The following is a 19,032-nucleotide window of genomic DNA, read 5'->3' as shown; positions in this document are numbered from 1 at the left end:
GGGCTCGGGGCCCTGGCCGGGCGCGGTGCTGTCCGGTCCGCGTTTCTGCCGGGGTGTCAACGACGCGTAAGGAGAAGGCCCGCCGCCGTACGGAACACGTCAAGGAGCCTTCCGGTCGACTCCCCCCGGATGGTCCGCTGGCAGTGGTGCCGTTCCAGGTGGGGCGTGGAGTGCAGACGGCATCCGGCGGACGGAACGCACCGAGCGGAGGCCGGCATGGCAGTCACCCGAGGGCCGATGTACTGGTCCCGGCCGGGGAGCCCGCGGCTGCGGCGGGTCACGGCGCGGCTGACCGTGCCCATGTCCGGTGCGGCCGCCGCGGTGGGGGCGACGGTGCTGTGCCTGGGGCTGGCCGCGGCCGGCCAGGAGCGGGCCTCCTGGCTGTCACTGGCGCTCTTCGCCGCGCTCGCCGCCGTCGTGGGGCGTTTCTCCAGGGTGTGGGCGGCCCCGGTCGTGGCGGTGGTCTGCTGGCTGTTCTTCGACGGCTTCGTCGCCCATCGCTATGGCGAGCTGGCCGGGTCCGGGTCCGCAGGCCAGCTGCCGGCCCTGGTGGTGACGGCCGCCGCCGCGCTGCTGGCGGCGCTGCCCGGGGCGCTGCCGCGCCGCAGGGTCCGGGCCGCTGTGCTCCGTTCGACGTCCGGGTCCGCCGCGCAGAGGTGCCGCGCGCCGGAGCGGGCCGTGCCCGGCGGGTCCGGCCGGCGGCTCGGCCGACGGTGACGGTGTTCTGACCCGGGCCGGTGTGCTGACCCGGCCCCTCTTCGCTCCGCGGTGCTCCCGGCACCGCGGAGCCGCCGTCTCACTCCCCGGCCAGCGCGTCGGCGGCCGTCCGGCCGGCCTGGGCGGTGTCCTTCAGAAAGCGTGCCAGCAGCCGGAGTTCGTCCTCGGAGTACCCGTCGCAGAGTTCGTCCATGGCGGAGTTCATCCCCCTGAAGAGGCCGTACACCTCGGACTGCCGCTCGGGCAGTGCCCGTACGGTGACCGCCCGGCGGTCGGCGGCCTCGGGGTCGCGCTCGCGCACCACCCAGCCGCCGCGCTGGAGCCGGTCGAGGATCCCGGTGACCGTGGCGGGGTGCAGCCCGGCGTGCCGGGCCAGCGCGCTGGGGGTGAGCGGACCATGGCGGACGATCACATCCAGGCAGTCGAAGTCGACGTCCTTGAGGCCGAGATGGCCGCCGACCTGGTGGTTCAGCAGTGACAGCTGGTTGCTGAGCTCGCGCAGCGAGTCCTTGATCTCCACTCCCAGGCGGCGGCGCTGCCGGGCGGAGGCCGCTCCGGGAGATGATTTGCTGTTCATATCGTATGGATCTCAAATCTCTCTGCTATGGTTCTCATATCATATGGATCGCAGAGGCCGTGCGCTGCAGCCCCGGGCGATCGGACAAGAGGCCATGGAGCTTCCTCGTGCATCTCGCCTACATCATCGTCACCGCGGTGAACATCGCCTATCTGATCTTCTCGGCGGTGCTCGACTTCCTCCGCTTCCAGAAGATCCTCGACAACATGACCGCGGTGGGGGTGCCCCACTCCCTGCTGCCGACGCTGGGGACCGCCAAGGCGGCCGGTGCGGCGGGAATGCTGCTCGGCCTGCTCGGCGTCCGCTGGATCGGCACCGCGGCCGCGATCGGCGTCGTGCTGTTCTTCGTCCTCGCCGTCGGCGCCCACCTCCGCGTCCGCGACAAGGACTTCGGCCTTGCCGCGGCGTTCCTTGCGCTGGCCACGGCCGCGCTGGCGCTGGACCTCGGCTAGCTCCCGCCGTCGACACAGGAGAGAGAACATGATTCTGGTCACCGCAGCCACCGGCACCATCGGCCGTCCGCTGGTCGCCCGGCTCTCCGCCAGGGGCGTCCCCGTACGGGCCCTGACCCGTACCCCCGCCACCGCGTCCTTCCCCGACGGCGTCCAGGTGTGCGGCACCGCCGAACCGGACCTGCACCAGGTGGACGCCCTGGTGCTCAACCTCGCCGGAGTGGGCGGCGACCCCAGCGCGCTGCTGGACGCCGCCAGGGCGGCCGGGGTGCGCCGGATCGTCACCGTCTCCTCCCTGGTGGTGACCGAGGACGGTGAGGAGACGGGGGAGGGCAGCACGGCCGCGCTCCACCGCGAGCTGGAGGCCGCGGTGGAGGCGGCGGCCCCCGAGTGGACCCATCTGCGTCCCGGCGGCTTCGCCGCCAACGCCCTGCAGTGGGTCCCGCAGCTGGCGGCCGGGGACGTGGTCCGCGGACCGCACGCCCTGGCCCGTACCTCACCCGTCCATGAGGCGGACCTCGCCGCGGTCGCCGTGCGGGCCCTGCTCGGCGACGAGCTGCTCGGCAGGACACCGCGGCTCACCGGTCCGCAGGTGCTGACCACTGCCGAGCAGGTGGCGATCCTCGGCCGGGTCCTGGGCCGGCCGCTGCGCCACGAGGAGATCAGCCCGGAGGCCGCACTGCGGGGGATGCTGGCCGCCAACCCCTGGATCCCGGAGCAGGCCCTGGCGTCGATGCTGCGCTACCTGGGCTCGACCGTCGGCGGTGACGTACCGGCCACGGACGAGGTGCGGCGCATCCTGGGCCGCCCCGCCCGGACCTTCGCCGAATGGGCCGCCGACCACGCGGATGCCTTCCGCCCGGCCGGCGCCTGAACCCCCGCAGGACGGTCCGCCCCGCCGCCGTCGGGGGACAGCGGCGGCGGGACCCGTCCGGGCCGGGAGGCCCTGCCCCGGTAAGCTGAGAACGTCCCCAGCAGAGCCGATCCGAGGAGTGGCGGTGCCCCGCGCGGATTCCCCGCAGGCCCGGCGGCAGCCCGAGCCGCGGTCGGCCGCGCCCGCCGCGGGCCGCGCCGGCCGCCCGCGCGGCCAGTGGGACGTCCTGGCAGTCATCGCGCTGGGCGGCGGCATCGGCAGTCTCGGCCGCTACGGGCTCGCCCGGGCCCTCCCCACCCCGCCGGGCGGCTTCCCCTGGGCCACCTTCGTCACCAACGTGGCAGGGAGCTTCGCCCTCGGCCTGCTGATGGTCTACGTCCTGGACGTGTGGCCGCCCTCCCGCCATGTGCGGCCCTTCCTCGGCGTGGGGGTGCTCGGCGGCTTCACCACCTTCTCCACCTACACCGTGGAGACCCGCGGCCTGCTCGCCGCCCACTCCTGGGCGCTGGCCGGCACCTACGCCTTCGCCAGCCTGGCCGTCGGACTGGCCGCGGTGTGGGCCGGCGGCGCCCTCGGCCGCCACGCCGCCCGGACCGCCGCATCGCGGCCCTCCCCGGCCGGAACGGCACGATGACCCCGCATCTGCCCCGCCACCACCACCGGGACGCCGCACCCGGCCACCGGCCCCCGCGACAGCCGCTCCAGGGGCCCGCGCTGCGGCTCACGGTGTACCTCGGCGAGAGCGACCAGGTCCACCACCGGCCGCTGTACGCAGAGATCGTGCACCTCGCCCACCGCGCCGGCCTGGCCGGCGCCTCCGTCTTCCGCGGCATCGAGGGCTTCGGCGCCGGTTCCGTCGTCCACACCTCCCGCCTGCTGGACCTCGCGGAGGACCTGCCCGCCGCGGTGGTGGTGGTCGACGAACCGCAGCGCATCGAGGACTTCCTGCCGCAGGTACGGGAGATCGCCCCGCGGGCGCTGATCACCCTGGACCGGGTGCAGGTGGTCCCCCCGCTGCCGCCCGCGGCGGCGGACGGCGGCGACGACGTCGAAGGAGCCCGCTGATGGCCGTCCTGCTGGTGTTCCTCGGCGGCGCCGTCGGCGCACCCCTGCGCTACCTGGTGGACCGTGCCGTCCAGAAGCGCCACGACAGCGTCTTTCCCTGGGGCACGATGGCCGTCAACCTCACCGGCTGCCTCATCCTGGGCGCGCTCACCGGGGCGGCCGCCGTCGACGGGATGCCGTCGGACGTGCTCCTGCTGGCGGGCACCGGCCTGTGCGGCGGACTGACCACCTTCAGCACCTTCGGTTACGAGACGGTGCGCCTGCTGGAGAACGGTTCCTTCGCCGAGGCCGGACTGAACGCCCTGGGCAGCCTCTTCGCCGGGCTGGCCGCCGCGGCGATCGGCTACGCGGCCGTCGCCGCCTTCTGACCCACTCACTCCGGCTGCGGCCGGTCCGGGCGGCCCGTTGTTGCGGATCTCTCCGGACCGGTATCTTTCGGAGGTCGGAGCTGTGCTCCGTTCCTGTGCCGAGGCCGCGTACCAGCGCGGTGCCCCGGCCACGGGCGACACGCCGGATCGTGCGTGGCCGCCCCTTCGCCGCCGGCGCGCATCGCCTGTCGGACCGCCCCCCTGAGGCTCCGTCCCCACGGAGCCCCGGCAGAGCCGCGCCGGGGCGCTGACCGCCGCCGTCCCCCGCCCGGACCGGAGCCGACGTCAGCCACCCCTGTACGGCCCCCATTTCGCCCACGGAGGACGTCGTGACCACCCCGCGCACCCCAAGACGGCCACTGCTGACCGTACTGCTGGCCGTCCTGGCCCTTGTGACGGCCGTCTGCACCACCGCCACCGCATCGGCCTCGACATCCGCCGCGGCCGCCGTGTCCAACACCGGGAACGCCACCTACTTCGACGGCCTCGGCTCGCCGTACGGAGGGTGCGGCGTTCCGCAGGCCAACCTGGATTCCCAGGACTTCGTGGCCCTGAACGTCTTCAACACGCCCGGCGACGGCACCTACAACACCCGGCCGGTGCCGGCCGCGGACTCCGCCAAGATGGGGGCGTTCGACAACGGCCTCAACTGCGGGCGCTGGGTGCAGGTGACGATCGGCGACTACTGCACCGGCACCAACGACGGCGCCCTCGGCCAGCCGTTCTGCCGCAACGGCTCCTGGACCCAGGACGCCTACAACGGCGCCACCCTGCACATGCTGGTCGCCGACAGCTGCGCCGACCCCAACGGCTGGTGCCGGGACGACCCCAACCACCTGGACCTGTCCAAGCCCTCGCTCAACCGGTTCGCCAAGAACGGCACGGCCGTCGGCGACATGTACCCCGACCACTGGAACAACCGGCACATCAGCTGGTCGTTCGAGCCCGCGCCCAACTACACCGGTGACATCACCATCGGCTTCATGGCCAACGCCAAGCAGTACTGGCCGGCCATCGCCGTCACCCACCTCCCCAACGGCATCCACGGCGTGGAGTACTACGACGGCAGCGCCTGGCAGCCCGCGCAGCGGCAGACCGACATGGGCCAGGCCTTCGTGATCGCGCCCACCGCCGCCAACGGGACCTCCTACCGCATCCGGGTCCGGGACGTGACCGACGCCCTGGTCCAGGGCGGCCGCACCTACAGCTTCTCCCTGCCGGCCTCCTGCTCCGGCGGCTGCTCCGCGCCGTTCACCGCCGTCACGTACACCACCGACGGCGGCACCGCCACCGCGGGGAGCACCACCGGCACCACCGAGGGCACCGTCGGCGGCAGCACCAGCACCGGTACCACCGCGGGCACCACCACCGGCGGCACCGACACCACCGCGCCCACCGCGCCGGGCAAGCCCTCGGTCACCGGCACCACCAGCAGCAGCGTCTCGCTCAGCTGGGCCGCCGCCACCGACGACGTGGGCGTCACCGGCTACAACGTCTACCGCGACGGCACCCTGGTGGCCTCGCCCACCGGGACCACGTACACCGACACCGGGCTGACCGCCGCCACGGCGTACTCCTACACCGTCCGGGCCCGTGACGCCGCGGGCAACCTCTCCGCGGCCTCCTCGGCGACCAGCGCCACCACGGCGTCCTCCGGCGGGACCGGGGGCTGCACCGCCTCCTGGCATGTGGACAGCCAGTGGAGCACGGGCCTCAGCGCCACGGTCACCGTCACCAACAACGGCACCAGCGCCACCCACGGCTGGAAGGTCGGCTGGACCTGGCCCGGCAGCCAGACCGTCGCCTCCTACTGGAACGCCGGCCTCACCCAGACCGGGGCCGCCGTCACCGCCGCAAACCTCGGCTACAACGGCACCGTGCCCGCGGCGGGCTCCACCAGCTTCGGCTTCAACGCCAACGGCACCGCCCCCGCCACCGCACCCGTCCTCACCTGCACCACCTCCTGACCGCGAGCGCCGTCCGACCGGCGCCCGGCGTGAGCCGCCCCGCCCCCACCAGGGCGAGGCGGCTCACGCCGTCTCCAGGGCGGGGCGCCTCACGCCGCCGCCTCCAGGGTCAGCAGGGTCAGCTTGGCCTGCGGGCCGCCCGCATAGCCTCCGGCCGAGCCGTCCGAGCGCACCACCCGGTGGCAGGGCACCACGACCGGCAGCGGGTTGGTGGCACAGGCCGATCCCACTGCCCGCACCGCACGGGGGCTGCCGGCCGCGGTGGCGACCTGTGCGTAGCTCTCGGTACGGCCGTAGCCGATCTCGGTCAGATGCGCCAGCACACTGCGGCGGAACCCCGTGGAGAGCTGGAAGTCCAGCGGCAGCTCGAAACGGGTGCGCCGGCCGCCGAAGTACTCGTCCAGCTGCCTGACGACCTGGTCCAGCCGCCGAGGCGCATGCAGTACGCGCGGGCTGACCCGCTCGGCCAGCTGCTCCAGCGCGGCGGCGTGGTCCTGGCCGGGGAAGGCGACCCGCACCAGCCCCCGGACGGTCGCGGCCAGCAGCAGCTCGCCGACGGGTGTGTCCAGGGTGCGGTAGGCGACATCGAGCAGGCCCTCGTGCTCGGCCTCGGCGGCCAGCCGGGTGTGCAGCCGGGCCAGGGCGTCGCCGTCCCGCTCCGGAAGCGACGAGAACAGGGCGGCGTCGGCCCCGGGTGCGGTCGTCATCGGTTCTCTCCGTCCTCTCTGGTGGCATGTGCGTAGGTGGTGCGCAGAGCTCTGATCCCGTCGGACGCCGCCCGGCGGGCGGCGTCCGGGGAGACCCCGGTGATCGCGGCGATCTCCTTGTAGGGCAGCCCCGCCAGATAGTGGTAGGCCACCGCGGACCGCTGCCGGGGAGGCAGCGCCCTGAGCGCCGCCCACAGGTCGCCGTCCCAGTCCTCGGGCCGGCCGGTGCCGGACGGCCGCTCGGGCAGCCGGTCCACCGCGACCGGACGGCGGGCGGCGGCCCGGCCGGAGTCGATCGCCTTGCGGTGGGCGATGGTGACCAGCCAGGCCTCGACGTTGGCGTCCCCGGGCAGGTCCGGGTACGCCCGCAGCGCAGCCAGGAACGTCTCCGACCAGGCGTCCTCCGCGTCCACCGGTCCCAGCACGGCCCGGCAGACCCGCAGCACCACGGCGCCGTGGTCGGTCACGATCTGCTCGAAAGGTCTCATGGTCACACCGGGTAGACGTCCCGGCGGCCCGGAATGTGAGGTCGCCCGCTCAGAACAGCCTCCCCGCCTCGGCGGCGGCGGGCGCCTCCAGCTCCAGCAGGAAGCGCTTGCGCTCCAGACCCCCGGCGTAGCCGGTCAGCCGCCCGTCCCCGCCCACCACCCGGTGGCACGGGACGATCACCGACAGCGGGTTGCGCCCGTTGGCGGCGCCGACCGCCCGCGCCAGCGAGGGGTCCCCCAGCTCCAGGGCCAGCTCCCCGTAGGAGCGGGTCCGTCCGTAGGGGATCTCCCGCAGCAGCCGCCACACCCGCTGCTGGAACTCCTCGCCGCGCGGTGCCAGCGGCAGCTCGAACCGGGTCCGTCGCCCGGCGAAGTACTCCGCCAGCTGGCGCCGGACCTCCTCGAACCCCTCCTCGGTACGCCGCCCCAGCCCCTCCACGGCGGGCATACCGCGATGGCGGGGGAAGTACACGCCGGTCAGCGCGCCGCCCTCGGCGGTGACCGTCAGCTCACCCAGCGGCGAGGCGACGACGGTGTGCGTCCTGCCTGTGTCCATGGTGCAATCCTCCTCTGCGCCCTTCCCCCGGCAGACGCCCGGCCGCCGCCGATGTGAGCCGCGGCCCGGAACCGGATCACGGCCCCGCCGGTCCGGGCCGCCTGCCTGGGAGGTTCCGCCGGGCAGGGCCTAGCCTGGTCGGACGATGAACCGTCTGAGCACGCCCTGGGGCGAGTACGACCTCGCCCGCTTCCCCGAGGACCCCCGAGACCGGCTCCGCGCCTGGGACGCCGCCGACGAGTACCTGCTGCGGCACCTCGCCGAGGACGGCGCGGTGAGCGGAGGCCGGCCCGGCACCGTCGCCGTCCTCGGCGACCGCTGGGGCGCCCTGGCCACGGTCCTGGCCGACCGGCACCCCGTGCAGATCACCGACTCGTACCTCGCCCAGCAGGCCACCGCGGCCAATCTGCGGCGCAACGGCATCGACCCGGCGGCCGTACGGCTGCTGTCGACCCGGGACACCCCGCCCGACCGGGTGGACCTGCTGCTGGTTCGGGTGCCCAAGAGCCTGGCGCTGCTGGAGGACCAGCTGCACCGGCTGGCGCCCGCCGTGCACCCCGGCACCGTGGTCGCCGGCACCGGCATGGTCACCGAGATCCACACCTCCACCCTGCGGCTCTTCGAACGGATCCTGGGCCCGACCCGCACCTCCCTGGCGGTGCGCAAGGCCAGACTCATCCACTGCACCCCCGATCCGCAGCTCACCCGGGAGCCGTCCCCCTGGCCGCTGCGCTACACCCTGCCCGACGACGCCGGGGCCGCCTCCGGGCTGACCGTCACCAACCACGCGGGTGTCTTCTGTGCCGACCGCCTGGACATCGGCACCCGGTTCTTCCTGGGCAGCCTTCCCTCGGGCCGCGGCCCCGTACGGATCGTCGACCTCGGCTGCGGCAACGGAGTGGTCGGCACCGCCGCCGCCGTGGCCAACCCGGGGGCCACGGTGGTCTTCATCGACGAGTCCCACCAGGCCGTGGCCTCCGCGCAGGAGACCTTCCGGGCCAACGCGGGCCCGCAGGCCGAGGCGGAGTTCCTGGTCGGCGACGCGCTGGCCGCCGTACCACCGGGCTCCGTCGACCTGGTGCTCAACAACCCGCCCTTCCACTCCCACCGCGCCACCACCGACGCCACGGCCCGGCGGATGTTCACCGGGGCCCGCCGAGCGCTGCGCCCCGGCGGTGAGCTGTGGGTGGTGGGCAACCGTCACCTGGGCTACCACGTGCAGCTGAAGCGTCTCTTCGGCAACTGCGAGGTCGTCAGCAGCAATCCCAAGTTCGTGGTACTGCGGTCGGTCAGACGGTGAGCCGGAACCGGCGGAGGGGGTGACCGGCATGGACCGGCAGAGGGTGGGTGAGGCGTTCGCCGCCGAGGCCGGACGGCTCGCCCGGTCGATGGCCGAGGTCTCGCCCGGCGAGTGGCGGCTGCCGACGCGGTGCCCGCCGTGGACGGTGGCCGAGCTGCTGGCGCACGTCCGGGTGGTGATCGGCTGGCTGCCCGGCATGCTGGCCGCACCTGCGCCGGACCACGCCGAGGTGTCGGCGGTGGAGTACTACCGGCCCGGCGACCGGTTCGCCCCGGACACCGACGCGGCGCGGATCGCGCTGGCCAGGGAGCACGCGGCCCGGAAGTCCGGCGGGGCCGCGGTCGCCGAGGGCTTCGCGGCCGCCTGGCAGGAGGTGGACCGTCTCTGCCGGGCCGAGCCGGACGGGCGGGTGGTGCGCACCCGGCACGGTGATGCGATGGCGCTGCCGGAGTTCCTGCTGACCCGGGTGGTCGAGGTCGCCGTACACGGTCTGGACCTGGCCGACGCCCTGGGGCGCGAGCCGTGGCTGACGCCGCAGGCAGCGGAGGTCCTGCAGAACCTGCTGCTCGGTCCGGACGGCGCGGCGGCCCTGGAGGCGCTGGGCTGGAGCCGGCTGTCCTTCCTGCGGAAGGCGACGGGACGCGAGCCCGTCACCCGGGAGGAGGCGGCGGAGGCCGACCGCCTCGGGATCCGCTGGCTGACGCTGGGCTGAGCGCGACGCCTCCGGGGGCGCGGCCGGTCCGCACTCCGGAGAGGTGCCACGATCCGCCCGGCCCGGGGGCGTCCCGGGGCGCCCTTGGAGGCGGGGCGGCGCCGGCCGCACCCGCTCAGAGCTCGAAGACGCCGTAGGAGAAGCCCTCGGCGTGGATCTCGCCGTCCCTGACCTGGACACCGTGCACGGCGAGCGGTCTGGGCCGCGGGGCGGGGGAGGGGGCACGGGCCGGGTCGCGGCGGCCGTTGACCACGACCAGGTGGGTGCCGCCGCGGGTGTAGACGAACGGGTAGCCGTCGTTCAGCACCTCCACCGAGCCGCCGGTGCCGAGCGCCGGGATCGCCCGGCGCAGCGCGATCAGCCGTCGGACGTGGTGCAGCAGCGAGGACTCGTCGGCCATCGCTGCGGCGACCGTCGGCCGGTCCTCGTCCGGGTCGACCGGCAGATAGAGCCGGTCCGCCGGAGCCGTGGAGAATCCCGCGTTGGCGGTGCCGTCCCACTGCATCGGACTGCGGGAGCCCTGGCGGGCCTCCGCGTCCAGCTGGCTGCCCTCCTTGTCGGGCAGGCCCGGCAGATACCGCATCCCGATCTCGTCGCCGTAGTAGATCACCGGCAGCGTGGGCCAGGTCAGCTGGAACGCGAAGGCGGGCGCCACCATGTCCCGGGTGCGCGGCCCGCAGGTCAGCCGGGAGAAGTCGTGGTTGGCCGTGGGCAGCGCCACGAAGCCGGCGCCGTCGATGGCCTGGTCGGCCGCGTACCAGCCCGCCAGGAACTCCGTCATGGAGCCCCGGCCCTCCGGGTCGAAGTAGCAGGGCCTGCCGTCGGCCCACGCTCCCTGGCTGCCGGTGCCGTTGTCCCACAGCGAGCGCAGCGGACGGTCCTGGAAGTGCAGGAAGAAGTCCGAGTGGAAACCGGCCGGGACCGAGGTCCTGGGGTCCCCCCACTCGGCGAGCAGTACGCACTCCGGGTACGCCCGGTCGACCCACTCCCGCATCCCGCCCCACAGCAGGGCCGTCTCCACCCGCCCGGGATCGTCCTTGACCAGGGAGAACGCCATGTCGACCCGGAAGCCGGACACTCCCCGGTCGAACCAGAACCCCATGATCTCCCGCAGCGCCGCCCGGTTGGCCCGCGGCCCCTCCGCGTCCACCGGCTGCCGCCACGGCTCGCCCTCGCGGGGCCGGGCGTAGCCGAAGTTGAGGGCGGGCTGGATGGGATAGAAGTTGGCGAGGTAGTAGCCGCCGCGGGCGGCGTGGTTGGGGATCCAGTCGCGTACCGGGGTGCCCACCCGGTCCGACCAGATGTAGCGGTGGTCGTCCGGGTCCTCGGCCGAGGCCCGGAACCAGGGGTGCCGGTGGGAGGTGTGCCCGGTGACCAAGTCCAGCATCACCCGCATCCCGCGCCGCCGGGCCGCCTCGACCAGCGCAGTGGCGTCCTCCTCGGTCCCGTAGCGCGGGGCGATGGCGAGGTAGTCGGAGACGTCGTAGCCGGCGTCGCCGAAGGGCGAGGCGAAGCACGGGTTGAGCCACACCGTGTCCACCCCGAGCCATGCCAGGTGGTCCAGCCGCTCGGTGAGCCCCGCGAGGTCGCCGATGCCGTCGCCGTCGGAGTCGGCGAAGCTCTGCGGATAGACCTGGTAGAGGACGGCGTCCGGCAGCCAGTCCGGTATGCGTCGTCGGCCGGTGGCCATGGGCGGGACCCCCTCGGTGGTCGACGGTGAGATGACCGCCCTGGCACCGTATCCGACCGGGCCGACACCGCCCGGTGAACGCCCCGGCCACGGCCCCCGGACCGGGGCGAACGGTGCGTGAGACGCTCTGCCCGCCCGCCGGTGGGACCGGGCGCACGCCGCGGTGCGCCCCGTGGGCACCGGTCCTTCGCAGCCGCGTGGATGACGGTGCATCGGAGACACCTGCGGAGCAGACACCTGCCGGGGAGCCGACCGTGGCCGTCGCGCCGAGGTTCCCGGGCATCCGATCCTTCACCCGATCCGGTGGTTTGGCTGTGCAGACGCCCTTCTGTGGCCCCTGGTCCTCTAGTTTCGTCTGCGAACTGGTGTTCCGTTGAAGGGCGGGGTGGGGCGTGACCGGACGTGGGCTCAGCAGACGGCGGATGATGACGGCCTCGGCCGCCCTGGGGGGTGCGACCTGGCTGCTGCGCGGCACCCTGGCACCGGGCTCCGCCCGGGCCGCCGAGGCGCCGCCGGGTTTCCCGGCCGGGTTGGATCTCTACCAGGGCGTCTATGAGAACTGGTCGGGGGAGATCCGCACCGACGCGCTGTGGACGTGCGCCCCGCGGACCGCACAGGATGTGCTCACCCTCGCCGACTGGGCGCACTCCCAGGGATGGCGGCTGCGGCCCCAGGGCCACCGCCACACCTGGACCCCCTTCACCGTGCCCGACGCGGCACCGGCCGACACCCGGGTGGTCCTGGTGGACACCACCGCCCACCTCACCGGCGCCCGGCTCGACGGCCCCGACACCGTACGGGTGCAGGCGGGCACCGCCATGGAGGATCTGCTGGCATTCCTGGGCGGCCAGGGCCGCGGCCTCACCTCCTGTCCGGCGCCGGGGGACCTCACGGTGGGAGGGGCGCTGGCCATCGGCGGACACGGCACCGCGATACCGGCCGACGGCGAGGTCCGGGCGGCGGGCCATGGGTACGGTTCGCTCAGCAGCCTGGTGACCGAGCTGACCGCCGTGGTGTGGGACGCCGGCGCCGGGCGGTACGCACTGCGCACCTTCGACCGCGCCGAGGCCGACTGCGCGGCCGTCCTCACACACCTGGGACGGGCCTTCGTCACCGAGGCGGTGCTGCGCACCGGCCAGGACACCAACCTGCGCTGTGTCAGCCGGCTCGACATCCCCGCCGCCGAGTTGTTCGCCCCGCCCGGCCAGGCCGCCCCCGACCGCACCTTCGCCGGCTTCGTCGACGCCACCGGCCGTGCCGAGGCGATCTGGTTCGCCTTCACCGACCGCCCATGGCTGAAGACCTGGAGCGTCACCCCGCACCAGCCGCTCGGCTCCCGCGCGGTGGGAGAGCCGTACAACTACCCGTTCTCCGACAGCCTCCCCGAACCCGTCGCCCGACTGGCCGGGGAGATACTCAGCGGCAGCTGGTCGCTGGCCACCGTCTTCGGCAATCTGCAGTACCTGGTCGCCAAGGCAGCCCTCACCGGTGACATCAGCGATGTGCTGCTCTCCGGCGGTCTCATCCGCGACCTGCTCGACGGTGACACACTCGCCCATCTGCTCGCCGACGGCCTGCGCTCGGACCTCTGGGGCCCCTCCCGCGACCTGCTGCTGTACGTACGCCCCAGCACCCTGCGGGAGACCGCCAACGGCTATGCGGTGCTCACCCGCCGCGCGGATCTCCAGTGGGTGGTGAGCCAGTTCGCGGCCTACTACCAGACACTGCTGCAGCAGTACGCCGCACGCGGCGAGTACCCGGTCAACGGCCAGGTGGAGATCCGGGTGACCGGGGTGGACGACCCCGCCTGGTCGCAGGTGGCCGGCGCCCAGCCCCCGCTGCTGTCGGCCCTGTGCCCCCGGCCCGACCGTCCGGACTGGGACACCGCCGTCTGGCTGGACATCCTCACCCTGCCCGGCACCCCCGCAGCTCCCCGCTTCTACCGCGACATCGAACAGTTCCTGCTGAGCACCTTCGGCACGGGCGACCGTTCGACGCTGAGGGTGGAGTGGTCCAAGGGCTGGGCGTACACGGCGGACGCCGCCTGGTCCGACCCCGGGGTGATCGGCACGGCCATCCCCGCAAGCCTCCGGGCGACCGGCGCCCCCGGCTGGGACGAGGCCGTCGCCACCCTCGACCGTCTCGACCCGCACCGGATCTTCAGCAGCCCTCTGCTGGACACCCTGCTGCGGTGACAGGCCGCCCGGCCGCGCGGCCCGGGGGCGGACGCTCGGTTGCCTGCCCGCCGCGTGCCCGGCTGCCGCCTCCCCGCTGACCTCGCCGCACCCCGTGGGACCGTGCCCCGGAAGCAACCCTGCGGCGGCCCGGCAGGGCTAGGATCCCGGGGCATGGCTGCCGACGAGCGAATCGAACAGGCCGAACTCCTCTATGAGCGCGCCGTCTTCGGCGGCGACCCCGCAGCCCCGGACGCCGCCGACCGGGTACTGGACGCACTCGAGGCCGATCTCCAGCTGGCCAGGGGCCGGGTGGTCCACGCCCGCTTCCTGGCGGACCGGGTGGTGGACGCGAGGGAGCTGGAACTCTTCGAGCACGCGGCCCGGCTCTACGAGCGGCTGGGTGACACCCGCGGCCTGGGCGAGGCGCTGTTCTGGACCGGCACCTTCCACCAGGTCGTCTGCGGCGACACGGAGGCCGCGCTGCCCGCACTCCGGCGTTCCCTGGAACTCGCCCGTCAGGCCGGAGACCGGCTGACCGCCTCCTATGCGCTACGGCACCTCGGCATCGCCGACCACATGGCCGGCCGGCTCGACACGGCCCGGACCCACCTGGAGGAGTCCACGCGTCTGCGCCGCGAGCTGGAATTCCTGCCGGGTGTGGCCGCCAACCTGATAGGGCTCGCCTACCTCGCCGCCCAGCAGGAGCGGCGGGACGACGCGTCCGCGCTGCTCGGGGAGGCGGCGGAACTGGCCGCGAAGACGGCGTCCCAGGGCATCCTGCGACAGGCCGAGGAGGCCCGTGCGGAGCTCCGGCTGTCCTGAGCGGGCGGCGGTGCCGGACCTCACGGAACGAGGGCGGTTCCCTGTCGTCGGCCGGGGACGCCCGCGGGCCGCCGGTCACCTGTCGGTGAAGCGGCGGCCGGCCCCTGACGGGCCCCCACGGAATTGATCGCCCACGGGGACCCCGGCAAGCTGTCTGCCCGGCGCGGCCACCAGCGTGCGGCGGAGCCGGCAGCCACCGACCTGCGAGCAAGGGAGCCGACGTTGATCTGGCACGACCTGTGGAGCATCGAGATACCGCCCGCGGAGAAGCTGTTGCGCACGGTGCTGGTCTACATCGGGCTGGCGCTGCTGCTGCGGCTGGGCGGCAAACGGGACCTCGCCCAGCTCAACAGCTTCGACTTGGTCGTGATGCTGCTGCTGTCCAGCGTCGTGCAGAACGCGGTCATCGGCAGCGACAGCAGTCTCACCGGCGGCCTGCTGGGCGCGGCCGTCCTGGTCGCGCTCAACGCCGTGATGGTCCGGCTGGTCAACCGCCATCCCCGCCTGGTCCGGCTCTTCGAGGGCCGCTCCACCACCCTGATCCGCGACGGCCGGATGATCCCGCAGGCGCTGCACCGGCTCGGCCTGCGCCGGGCCGACGTCGTGGCCGCCTGCCGCCGTCAGGGAGCCGACGACATCAACCAGATCGCCGACGCCACCCTCTCCCCGGGCGGTGCACTGGTCGTCACCCTCGACGAGGGCCACCAGGGCGCCACCATCGCGGACCTGCGCCGTGAACACGAGTTGCTGCTCACCCGGATCCGGGCGGAGATCGCCGACCTCGAGCACCGGCTGGCCCCGCCGCCCGCATGAACGGCCGCCGAGGCCGGGTGCCGCCGCCGGGCGCGGACACCGGGCGCCGACGCGGACACGCTGAGACCGACGGGCCGGTCCGGGTGACCTCAGAGCGATGTCCGCCGTTCACGCAGTCCGGGCAGTCCGGGCAGTCCGGGCAGTCCGTCCGGCCCGGGTACGGCTCCCGTGCGCCTTGCGGGAGCCGTACCCGGACGTGCTCAGAGCCCGTAGCGCAGCCGGGCCTGCCGGACGGTCTCCGCCTTGACGTCGCCGCGGCGGGCCAGGGCCGCCAGGGCGGCGACGGCGATCGACTGGGGGTCGACGCCGAAGTGGCGGCGCGCGGCCTCGCGGGTGTCGGAGAGCCCGAAGCCGTCGGTGCCGAGGGAGTGCCAGTCCTGCTCGACCCACTGGCTGATCTGGTCCGGGACGGCACGCATCCAGTCGCTGACGGCCAGCACCGGGCCGGGCGCCCCGGCCAGGGCGCGGGTGACGTACGGGACCCGCTCCTCGCCGCTGAGCAGCGCGGCGTCGCAGGCCAGGGCGTCACGGCGGAGTTCGCTCCAGGAGGTGGCGGACCACACGTCGGCGGCCACGCCCCAGTCCGCGGCCAGCAGCTCCTGGGCGTCCAGCACCCAGTGCAGGGCGGTGCCGGAGGCCAGCAGCTGAAGCCTGGGGGCGTCCGGGACGGCGCTTTGGGCGGGCGCCTCCTGGAAACGGTAGAGGCCCCGGAGGATGCCCTCCTCCACGCCCTCGCCCTGCGGCATCGGCGGCTGGACCTTGGTCTCGTTGTAGACGGTGAGGTAGTAGAAGACGTCCTCGGCGTCCGGCCCGTACATCCGCCGCAGCCCGTCGCGGACGATCACGCCGAGCTCGTAGGCGAAGGCCGGGTCGTAGGCCAGCGCCGCCGGGTTGGTGGAGGCGATCAGGTGGGAGTGCCCGTCGGCGTGCTGGAGACCCTCGCCGGTCATGGTGGTGCGGCCGGCGGTGGCGCCGACCAGGAACCCGCGGCCGAGCTGGTCCGCCAGGGCCCACATCTGGTCGGCGGTCCGCTGCCAGCCGAACATCGAGTAGAAGATGTAGAAGGGGATCATCGGCTCGCCGTGGGTGGCGTACGCGGTGGCGGCGGCCGTGAAGTCGGCCATCGAACCGGCCTCGGTGATGCCCTCGTTGAGGATCTGTCCGTTGCTGGCTTCCTTGTAGAAGAGCAGCTGGTCGCGGTCGACCGGGTCGTAGGTCTGGCCGAGCGGCGAGTAGATCCCGTGCGTGGGGAAGAGCGACTCCATGCCGAAGGTGCGCGCCTCGTCGGGGACGATCGGCACCCAGCGCGGTCCGGTGGCGGGATCCCGCATCAGGTCCTTGACCAGCCGGACGAAGGCCATGGTGGTGGCGATCTCCTGGCTGCCGGAGCCCCGGCTCAGCGCCTTGAAGGGCTTGGCGGGCGGTTCGGGGAGCGCCGCCACGGGGTGGATCCGGCGGGTCGGCGCGGGGCCGCCCAGCGCGGCCCGGCGCTCATGGAGGTAGCGGACCTCGGGGGAGTCCGCGCCGGGGTGGGCGTAGGGGACCAGGTCGCCGTCCAGGCTGCTGTCGGGGATGGGGAGTTCCAGCAGGTCCCGCATGGCGCGGAACTGCTTGCCCGTCAGCTTCTTCATCTGGTGGTTGGCGTTGCGGGACTCGAAGCCCGGGCCGAGGGTGTGGCCCTTGATCGTCTGGGCGAGGACCACCGTGGGGGCGCCGCGGTGCTCGACGGCGGCCCGGTAGGCGGCGTACACCTTGCGCGGTTCGTGGCCTGCTCGTGAGCTCTGGAAGCACTCCAGGATCCGGGCGTCGCTGAGCACCCGCGCCATCTCCACCAGGGCCGGGTCGGCGCCGAAGAAGTGGTCGCGGATGTAGCCGGCGTCCCGGGTGGCATAGGTCTGGAACTGGCCGTCGGGGACCTCGCGCAGCCGCCGTACGAGGGCGCCGGTGGTGTCCAGGGCGAAGAGGTCGTCCCAGGCGGATCCCCAGAGCGACTTGACGACATTCCAGCCGGCGGCGCGGAACTGGGACTCCAGCTCCTGCACGATCTTGAAGTTGGCGCGCACCGGCCCGTCGAGCCGCTGGAGGTTGCAGTTGACCACGAAGGTGAGGTTGTCCAGCTGCTCCCGGCCGGCCAGCGCCAGGGCGGCGGTCGACTCGGGCTCGTCCATCTCGCCGTCGCCCAGGAACGCCCAGACATGGGAGGCGGAGGTGTCCTTGATGCCGCGGTTGTGCAGATAGCGGTTGAAGCGCGCCTGGTGGATCGCCGACAGCGGGCCCAGGCCCATCGACACGGTGGGGAACTCCCAGAGCCACGGCAGCCGCCGGGGGTGCGGATAGGACGGCAGGCCGTCGCCGCCCGCCTCCTGCCGGAAGCGGTCCAGCTGGGCCTCGCTGAGCCTGCCGTCCAGGAAGGCGCGGGCGTAGATGCCGGGGGAGGCGTGGCCCTGGACGTAGAGCTGGTCGCCGGAGCCGTCCCCCTCCTTGCCGCGGAAGAAGTGCTGGAAGCCGGTCTCGTAGAGCCAGGCCGCCGAGGCGAAGGTGGCGATGTGCCCGCCCAGGCCCAGCCGGCTGCCGCGGGTGACCATGGCGGCCGCGTTCCAGCGGTTCCAGGCGGTGATCCGCCGCTCCAGCTCCTCGTCGCCGGGGACCGTAGGTTCGGCGGCGGTGGGGATGGTGTTGATGTAGTCGGTCTCCAGCGCCCTGGGCAGTGTCAGCCCGGCCCGCTCGCCGTGCTCCAGGGTGCGGCGCATCAGATAGGACGCGCGCTGCGGTCCGGCCGCCTGGGCGACGGCGTCCAGCGAGGCGGCCCACTCCGCGCTCTCCTCCGGGTCGCGGTCGGGGAGCTGGTCGAGTGCGCTCGCCTGGTGGCGCGGGATGTGGGTCATGGTGGCCGCCTTTTGGGACGCGACGTGGAGACGGAACCGGTGGGCTCCGCCGACACTGTAGGACTGATCGATGATCGATCAAAAGCCCGCGACCCTAATTGGCACCCCGTGCCAGCAGGTCAGGCACGCGGTGCACAGCCGAGCACATGCTCCTTGACCAGTTCGCCCACCCGGGGATCCCGTCGGCGGAAGGCCTCCACGACCGCCTCGTGCTCCTCCGCGTACGACTGCTGGCGGGTCCCCAGCCAGCGGATCGACAGCGCCGTCCACACCTCGATCCCCAGCGACTCCCAGGTGTGCAGCAGCACGCTGTTCCCGGACGCCCGCACCAGCTCCCGGTGGAAGGCGACCGTGTGCCGCACCTGCGCCTCGACGTCGCTGGTGCGGTCGGCCTCCCGCAGCGCGGCCACCTCGGGCTCCAGTACGGAGACGTCCGAGCCCAGCAGGGGTGCGGCCAGCTCGGCCGCGAGCTGCTCCAGACCGGCCCGCACCGGATAGATCTCCTCCAGGTCGGCCGCGGCCAGGTTGCGCACCCGCACGCCCTTGTTGGGAGCCGACTCGATCAGCCGCAGCGCCTCCAGCTCCCGCAGCGCCTCCCGCACGGGGGTCTGGCTGACGTCCAGCTCGGTGGCGATCCGCCGCTCCACGATCCGCTCGCCCGGCTTCCAGCGTCCGCTCACGATGCCCGCCGTGATGTGCTCACGGATCTGGTCGCGCAGGGAGTGGACGACGGGTGGGGCCATGTCTGCTCCTGGTGGGGGGGACGGGAGATCGGCGGATGCCTAGACAATACGGCCGGGGACGTCCGCCGGTGCCCTCACCCCGGACGGAGAGCCCCGCGAAGGTCGGTACCCTGAAGATC

Annotated in this window: 19 protein-coding genes; 12 read left to right on the top strand and 7 right to left on the bottom strand. The window is 73.7% G+C overall.

Annotated features, from left to right (window positions below; translation table 11 throughout):
- The first annotated feature begins 216 nt into the window (after window positions 1–216).
- Entirely contained in the window at window positions 217–717 is a 501-nt protein-coding gene (locus AOK09_RS02575; protein WP_157875776.1) for a hypothetical protein, read from the top strand.
- A 79-nt stretch (window positions 718–796) separates the two neighbouring features.
- Here AOK09_RS02575 and AOK09_RS02570 read toward each other — a convergent pair whose 3' ends face one another.
- Window positions 797–1,294, bottom strand: coding sequence for a MarR family winged helix-turn-helix transcriptional regulator (locus AOK09_RS02570; protein ID WP_055585434.1), 498 nt, complete (start codon window positions 1,292–1,294; stop codon window positions 797–799).
- 107 nt (window positions 1,295–1,401) lie between these two features.
- Here AOK09_RS02570 and AOK09_RS02565 point away from each other — a divergent pair, with 107 nt between their 5' ends.
- The 6 genes from AOK09_RS02565 to AOK09_RS02540 all read left to right on the top strand — a co-directional run bounded on the left by AOK09_RS02565 (window position 1,402) and on the right by AOK09_RS02540 (window position 6,020).
- Window positions 1,402–1,746, top strand: coding sequence for a DoxX family protein (locus AOK09_RS02565; RefSeq protein WP_055585433.1), 345 nt, complete (start codon window positions 1,402–1,404; stop codon window positions 1,744–1,746).
- 28 nt (window positions 1,747–1,774) lie between these two features.
- The gene (locus AOK09_RS02560; RefSeq protein ID WP_055585432.1) at window positions 1,775–2,620 is read left to right on the top strand and encodes an NAD(P)H-binding protein; all 846 of its coding nucleotides are present in this window, start codon (window positions 1,775–1,777) and stop codon (window positions 2,618–2,620) included.
- 124 nt (window positions 2,621–2,744) lie between these two features.
- A complete protein-coding gene (locus AOK09_RS37195) occupies window positions 2,745–3,254 on the top strand; it encodes a fluoride efflux transporter FluC (RefSeq protein WP_245687084.1) in 510 nt (169 codons plus the stop codon).
- On the top strand, window positions 3,251–3,685 hold the full coding sequence (locus AOK09_RS02550; protein ID WP_079062667.1) for a DUF190 domain-containing protein: 435 nt from the start codon (window positions 3,251–3,253) through the stop codon (window positions 3,683–3,685). The genes AOK09_RS37195 and AOK09_RS02550 overlap by 4 nt, the downstream gene beginning before the upstream one ends.
- Window positions 3,685–4,053 (top strand): fluoride efflux transporter CrcB, encoded by a 369-nt coding sequence (crcB, locus tag AOK09_RS02545; RefSeq protein ID WP_055585431.1) that lies wholly within the window; start codon window positions 3,685–3,687, stop codon window positions 4,051–4,053. The genes AOK09_RS02550 and crcB overlap by 1 nt, the downstream gene beginning before the upstream one ends.
- 329 nt (window positions 4,054–4,382) lie before the next feature.
- On the top strand, window positions 4,383–6,020 hold the full coding sequence (locus tag AOK09_RS02540) for a cellulose binding domain-containing protein (RefSeq protein WP_079062666.1): 1,638 nt from the start codon (window positions 4,383–4,385) through the stop codon (window positions 6,018–6,020).
- A gap of 89 nt (window positions 6,021–6,109) precedes the next feature.
- On the opposite strand, the gene AOK09_RS02535 is transcribed toward AOK09_RS02540, so the two are convergent.
- Genes AOK09_RS02535 through AOK09_RS02525 form a run of 3 tightly spaced genes read right to left on the bottom strand, consistent with a single transcriptional unit; the run spans window position 6,110 to window position 7,771 of the window.
- A complete protein-coding gene (locus AOK09_RS02535; RefSeq protein ID WP_055585430.1) occupies window positions 6,110–6,727 on the bottom strand; it encodes a methylated-DNA--[protein]-cysteine S-methyltransferase in 618 nt (205 codons plus the stop codon).
- Complete coding sequence (locus AOK09_RS02530; protein ID WP_055585448.1) at window positions 6,724–7,215, bottom strand: RNA polymerase sigma factor; 492 nt, start codon at window positions 7,213–7,215, stop codon at window positions 6,724–6,726. Before AOK09_RS02530 ends, AOK09_RS02535 begins: the two co-directional genes overlap by 4 nt.
- Before the next feature lie 49 nt (window positions 7,216–7,264).
- Window positions 7,265–7,771, bottom strand: a complete 507-nt coding sequence (locus AOK09_RS02525; protein WP_055585429.1) for a methylated-DNA--[protein]-cysteine S-methyltransferase — start codon at window positions 7,769–7,771, stop codon at window positions 7,265–7,267.
- 145 nt (window positions 7,772–7,916) lie between these two features.
- On the opposite strand from AOK09_RS02525, the gene AOK09_RS02520 reads away from it, so the two are divergent.
- Window positions 7,917–9,071 carry a methyltransferase gene (locus AOK09_RS02520; RefSeq protein ID WP_055585428.1) on the top strand — a complete coding sequence of 385 codons (1,155 nt, stop codon included), beginning with the start codon at window positions 7,917–7,919 and terminating at the stop codon, window positions 9,069–9,071.
- Window positions 9,072–9,099: 28 nt separating this feature from the next.
- Window positions 9,100–9,783, top strand: a complete 684-nt coding sequence (locus AOK09_RS02515; protein WP_055585447.1) for a maleylpyruvate isomerase N-terminal domain-containing protein — start codon at window positions 9,100–9,102, stop codon at window positions 9,781–9,783.
- A 115-nt stretch (window positions 9,784–9,898) separates the two neighbouring features.
- Here AOK09_RS02515 and AOK09_RS02510 read toward each other — a convergent pair whose 3' ends face one another.
- A complete protein-coding gene (locus AOK09_RS02510; RefSeq protein ID WP_055585427.1) occupies window positions 9,899–11,473 on the bottom strand; it encodes an alpha-amylase family glycosyl hydrolase in 1,575 nt (524 codons plus the stop codon).
- Between the two features lie 422 nt (window positions 11,474–11,895).
- Here AOK09_RS02510 and AOK09_RS02505 point away from each other — a divergent pair, with 422 nt between their 5' ends.
- The 3 genes from AOK09_RS02505 to AOK09_RS02495 all read left to right on the top strand — a co-directional run bounded on the left by AOK09_RS02505 (window position 11,896) and on the right by AOK09_RS02495 (window position 15,285).
- Complete coding sequence (locus tag AOK09_RS02505) at window positions 11,896–13,668, top strand: cholesterol oxidase substrate-binding domain-containing protein (RefSeq protein ID WP_055585426.1); 1,773 nt, start codon at window positions 11,896–11,898, stop codon at window positions 13,666–13,668.
- 153 nt (window positions 13,669–13,821) lie between these two features.
- Window positions 13,822–14,472 carry a tetratricopeptide repeat protein gene (locus AOK09_RS02500; protein WP_055585425.1) on the top strand — a complete coding sequence of 217 codons (651 nt, stop codon included), beginning with the start codon at window positions 13,822–13,824 and terminating at the stop codon, window positions 14,470–14,472.
- A 222-nt stretch (window positions 14,473–14,694) separates the two neighbouring features.
- The gene (locus AOK09_RS02495; RefSeq protein WP_245687082.1) at window positions 14,695–15,285 is read left to right on the top strand and encodes a DUF421 domain-containing protein; all 591 of its coding nucleotides are present in this window, start codon (window positions 14,695–14,697) and stop codon (window positions 15,283–15,285) included.
- A 200-nt stretch (window positions 15,286–15,485) separates the two neighbouring features.
- Here the strand turns inward: AOK09_RS02495 and aceE are convergent, their stop codons facing one another.
- Together aceE and AOK09_RS02485 are read right to left on the bottom strand one after the other, a co-directional pair.
- On the bottom strand, window positions 15,486–18,170 hold the full coding sequence (gene aceE, locus AOK09_RS02490; RefSeq protein WP_055585424.1) for a pyruvate dehydrogenase (acetyl-transferring), homodimeric type: 2,685 nt from the start codon (window positions 18,168–18,170) through the stop codon (window positions 15,486–15,488).
- A gap of 119 nt (window positions 18,171–18,289) precedes the next feature.
- The gene (locus tag AOK09_RS02485; protein ID WP_055585423.1) at window positions 18,290–18,913 is read right to left on the bottom strand and encodes a GntR family transcriptional regulator; all 624 of its coding nucleotides are present in this window, start codon (window positions 18,911–18,913) and stop codon (window positions 18,290–18,292) included.
- Window positions 18,914–19,032 lie beyond the last annotated feature (119 nt).

It is taken from the genome of Peterkaempfera griseoplana, assembly GCF_001418575.1.
In the GTDB taxonomy this organism is placed as follows: domain Bacteria; phylum Actinomycetota; class Actinomycetes; order Streptomycetales; family Streptomycetaceae; genus Peterkaempfera; species Peterkaempfera griseoplana.
Note: the sequence above shows the minus strand (reverse complement) of the source record. Positions and strands in the feature narration are given on the sequence as shown.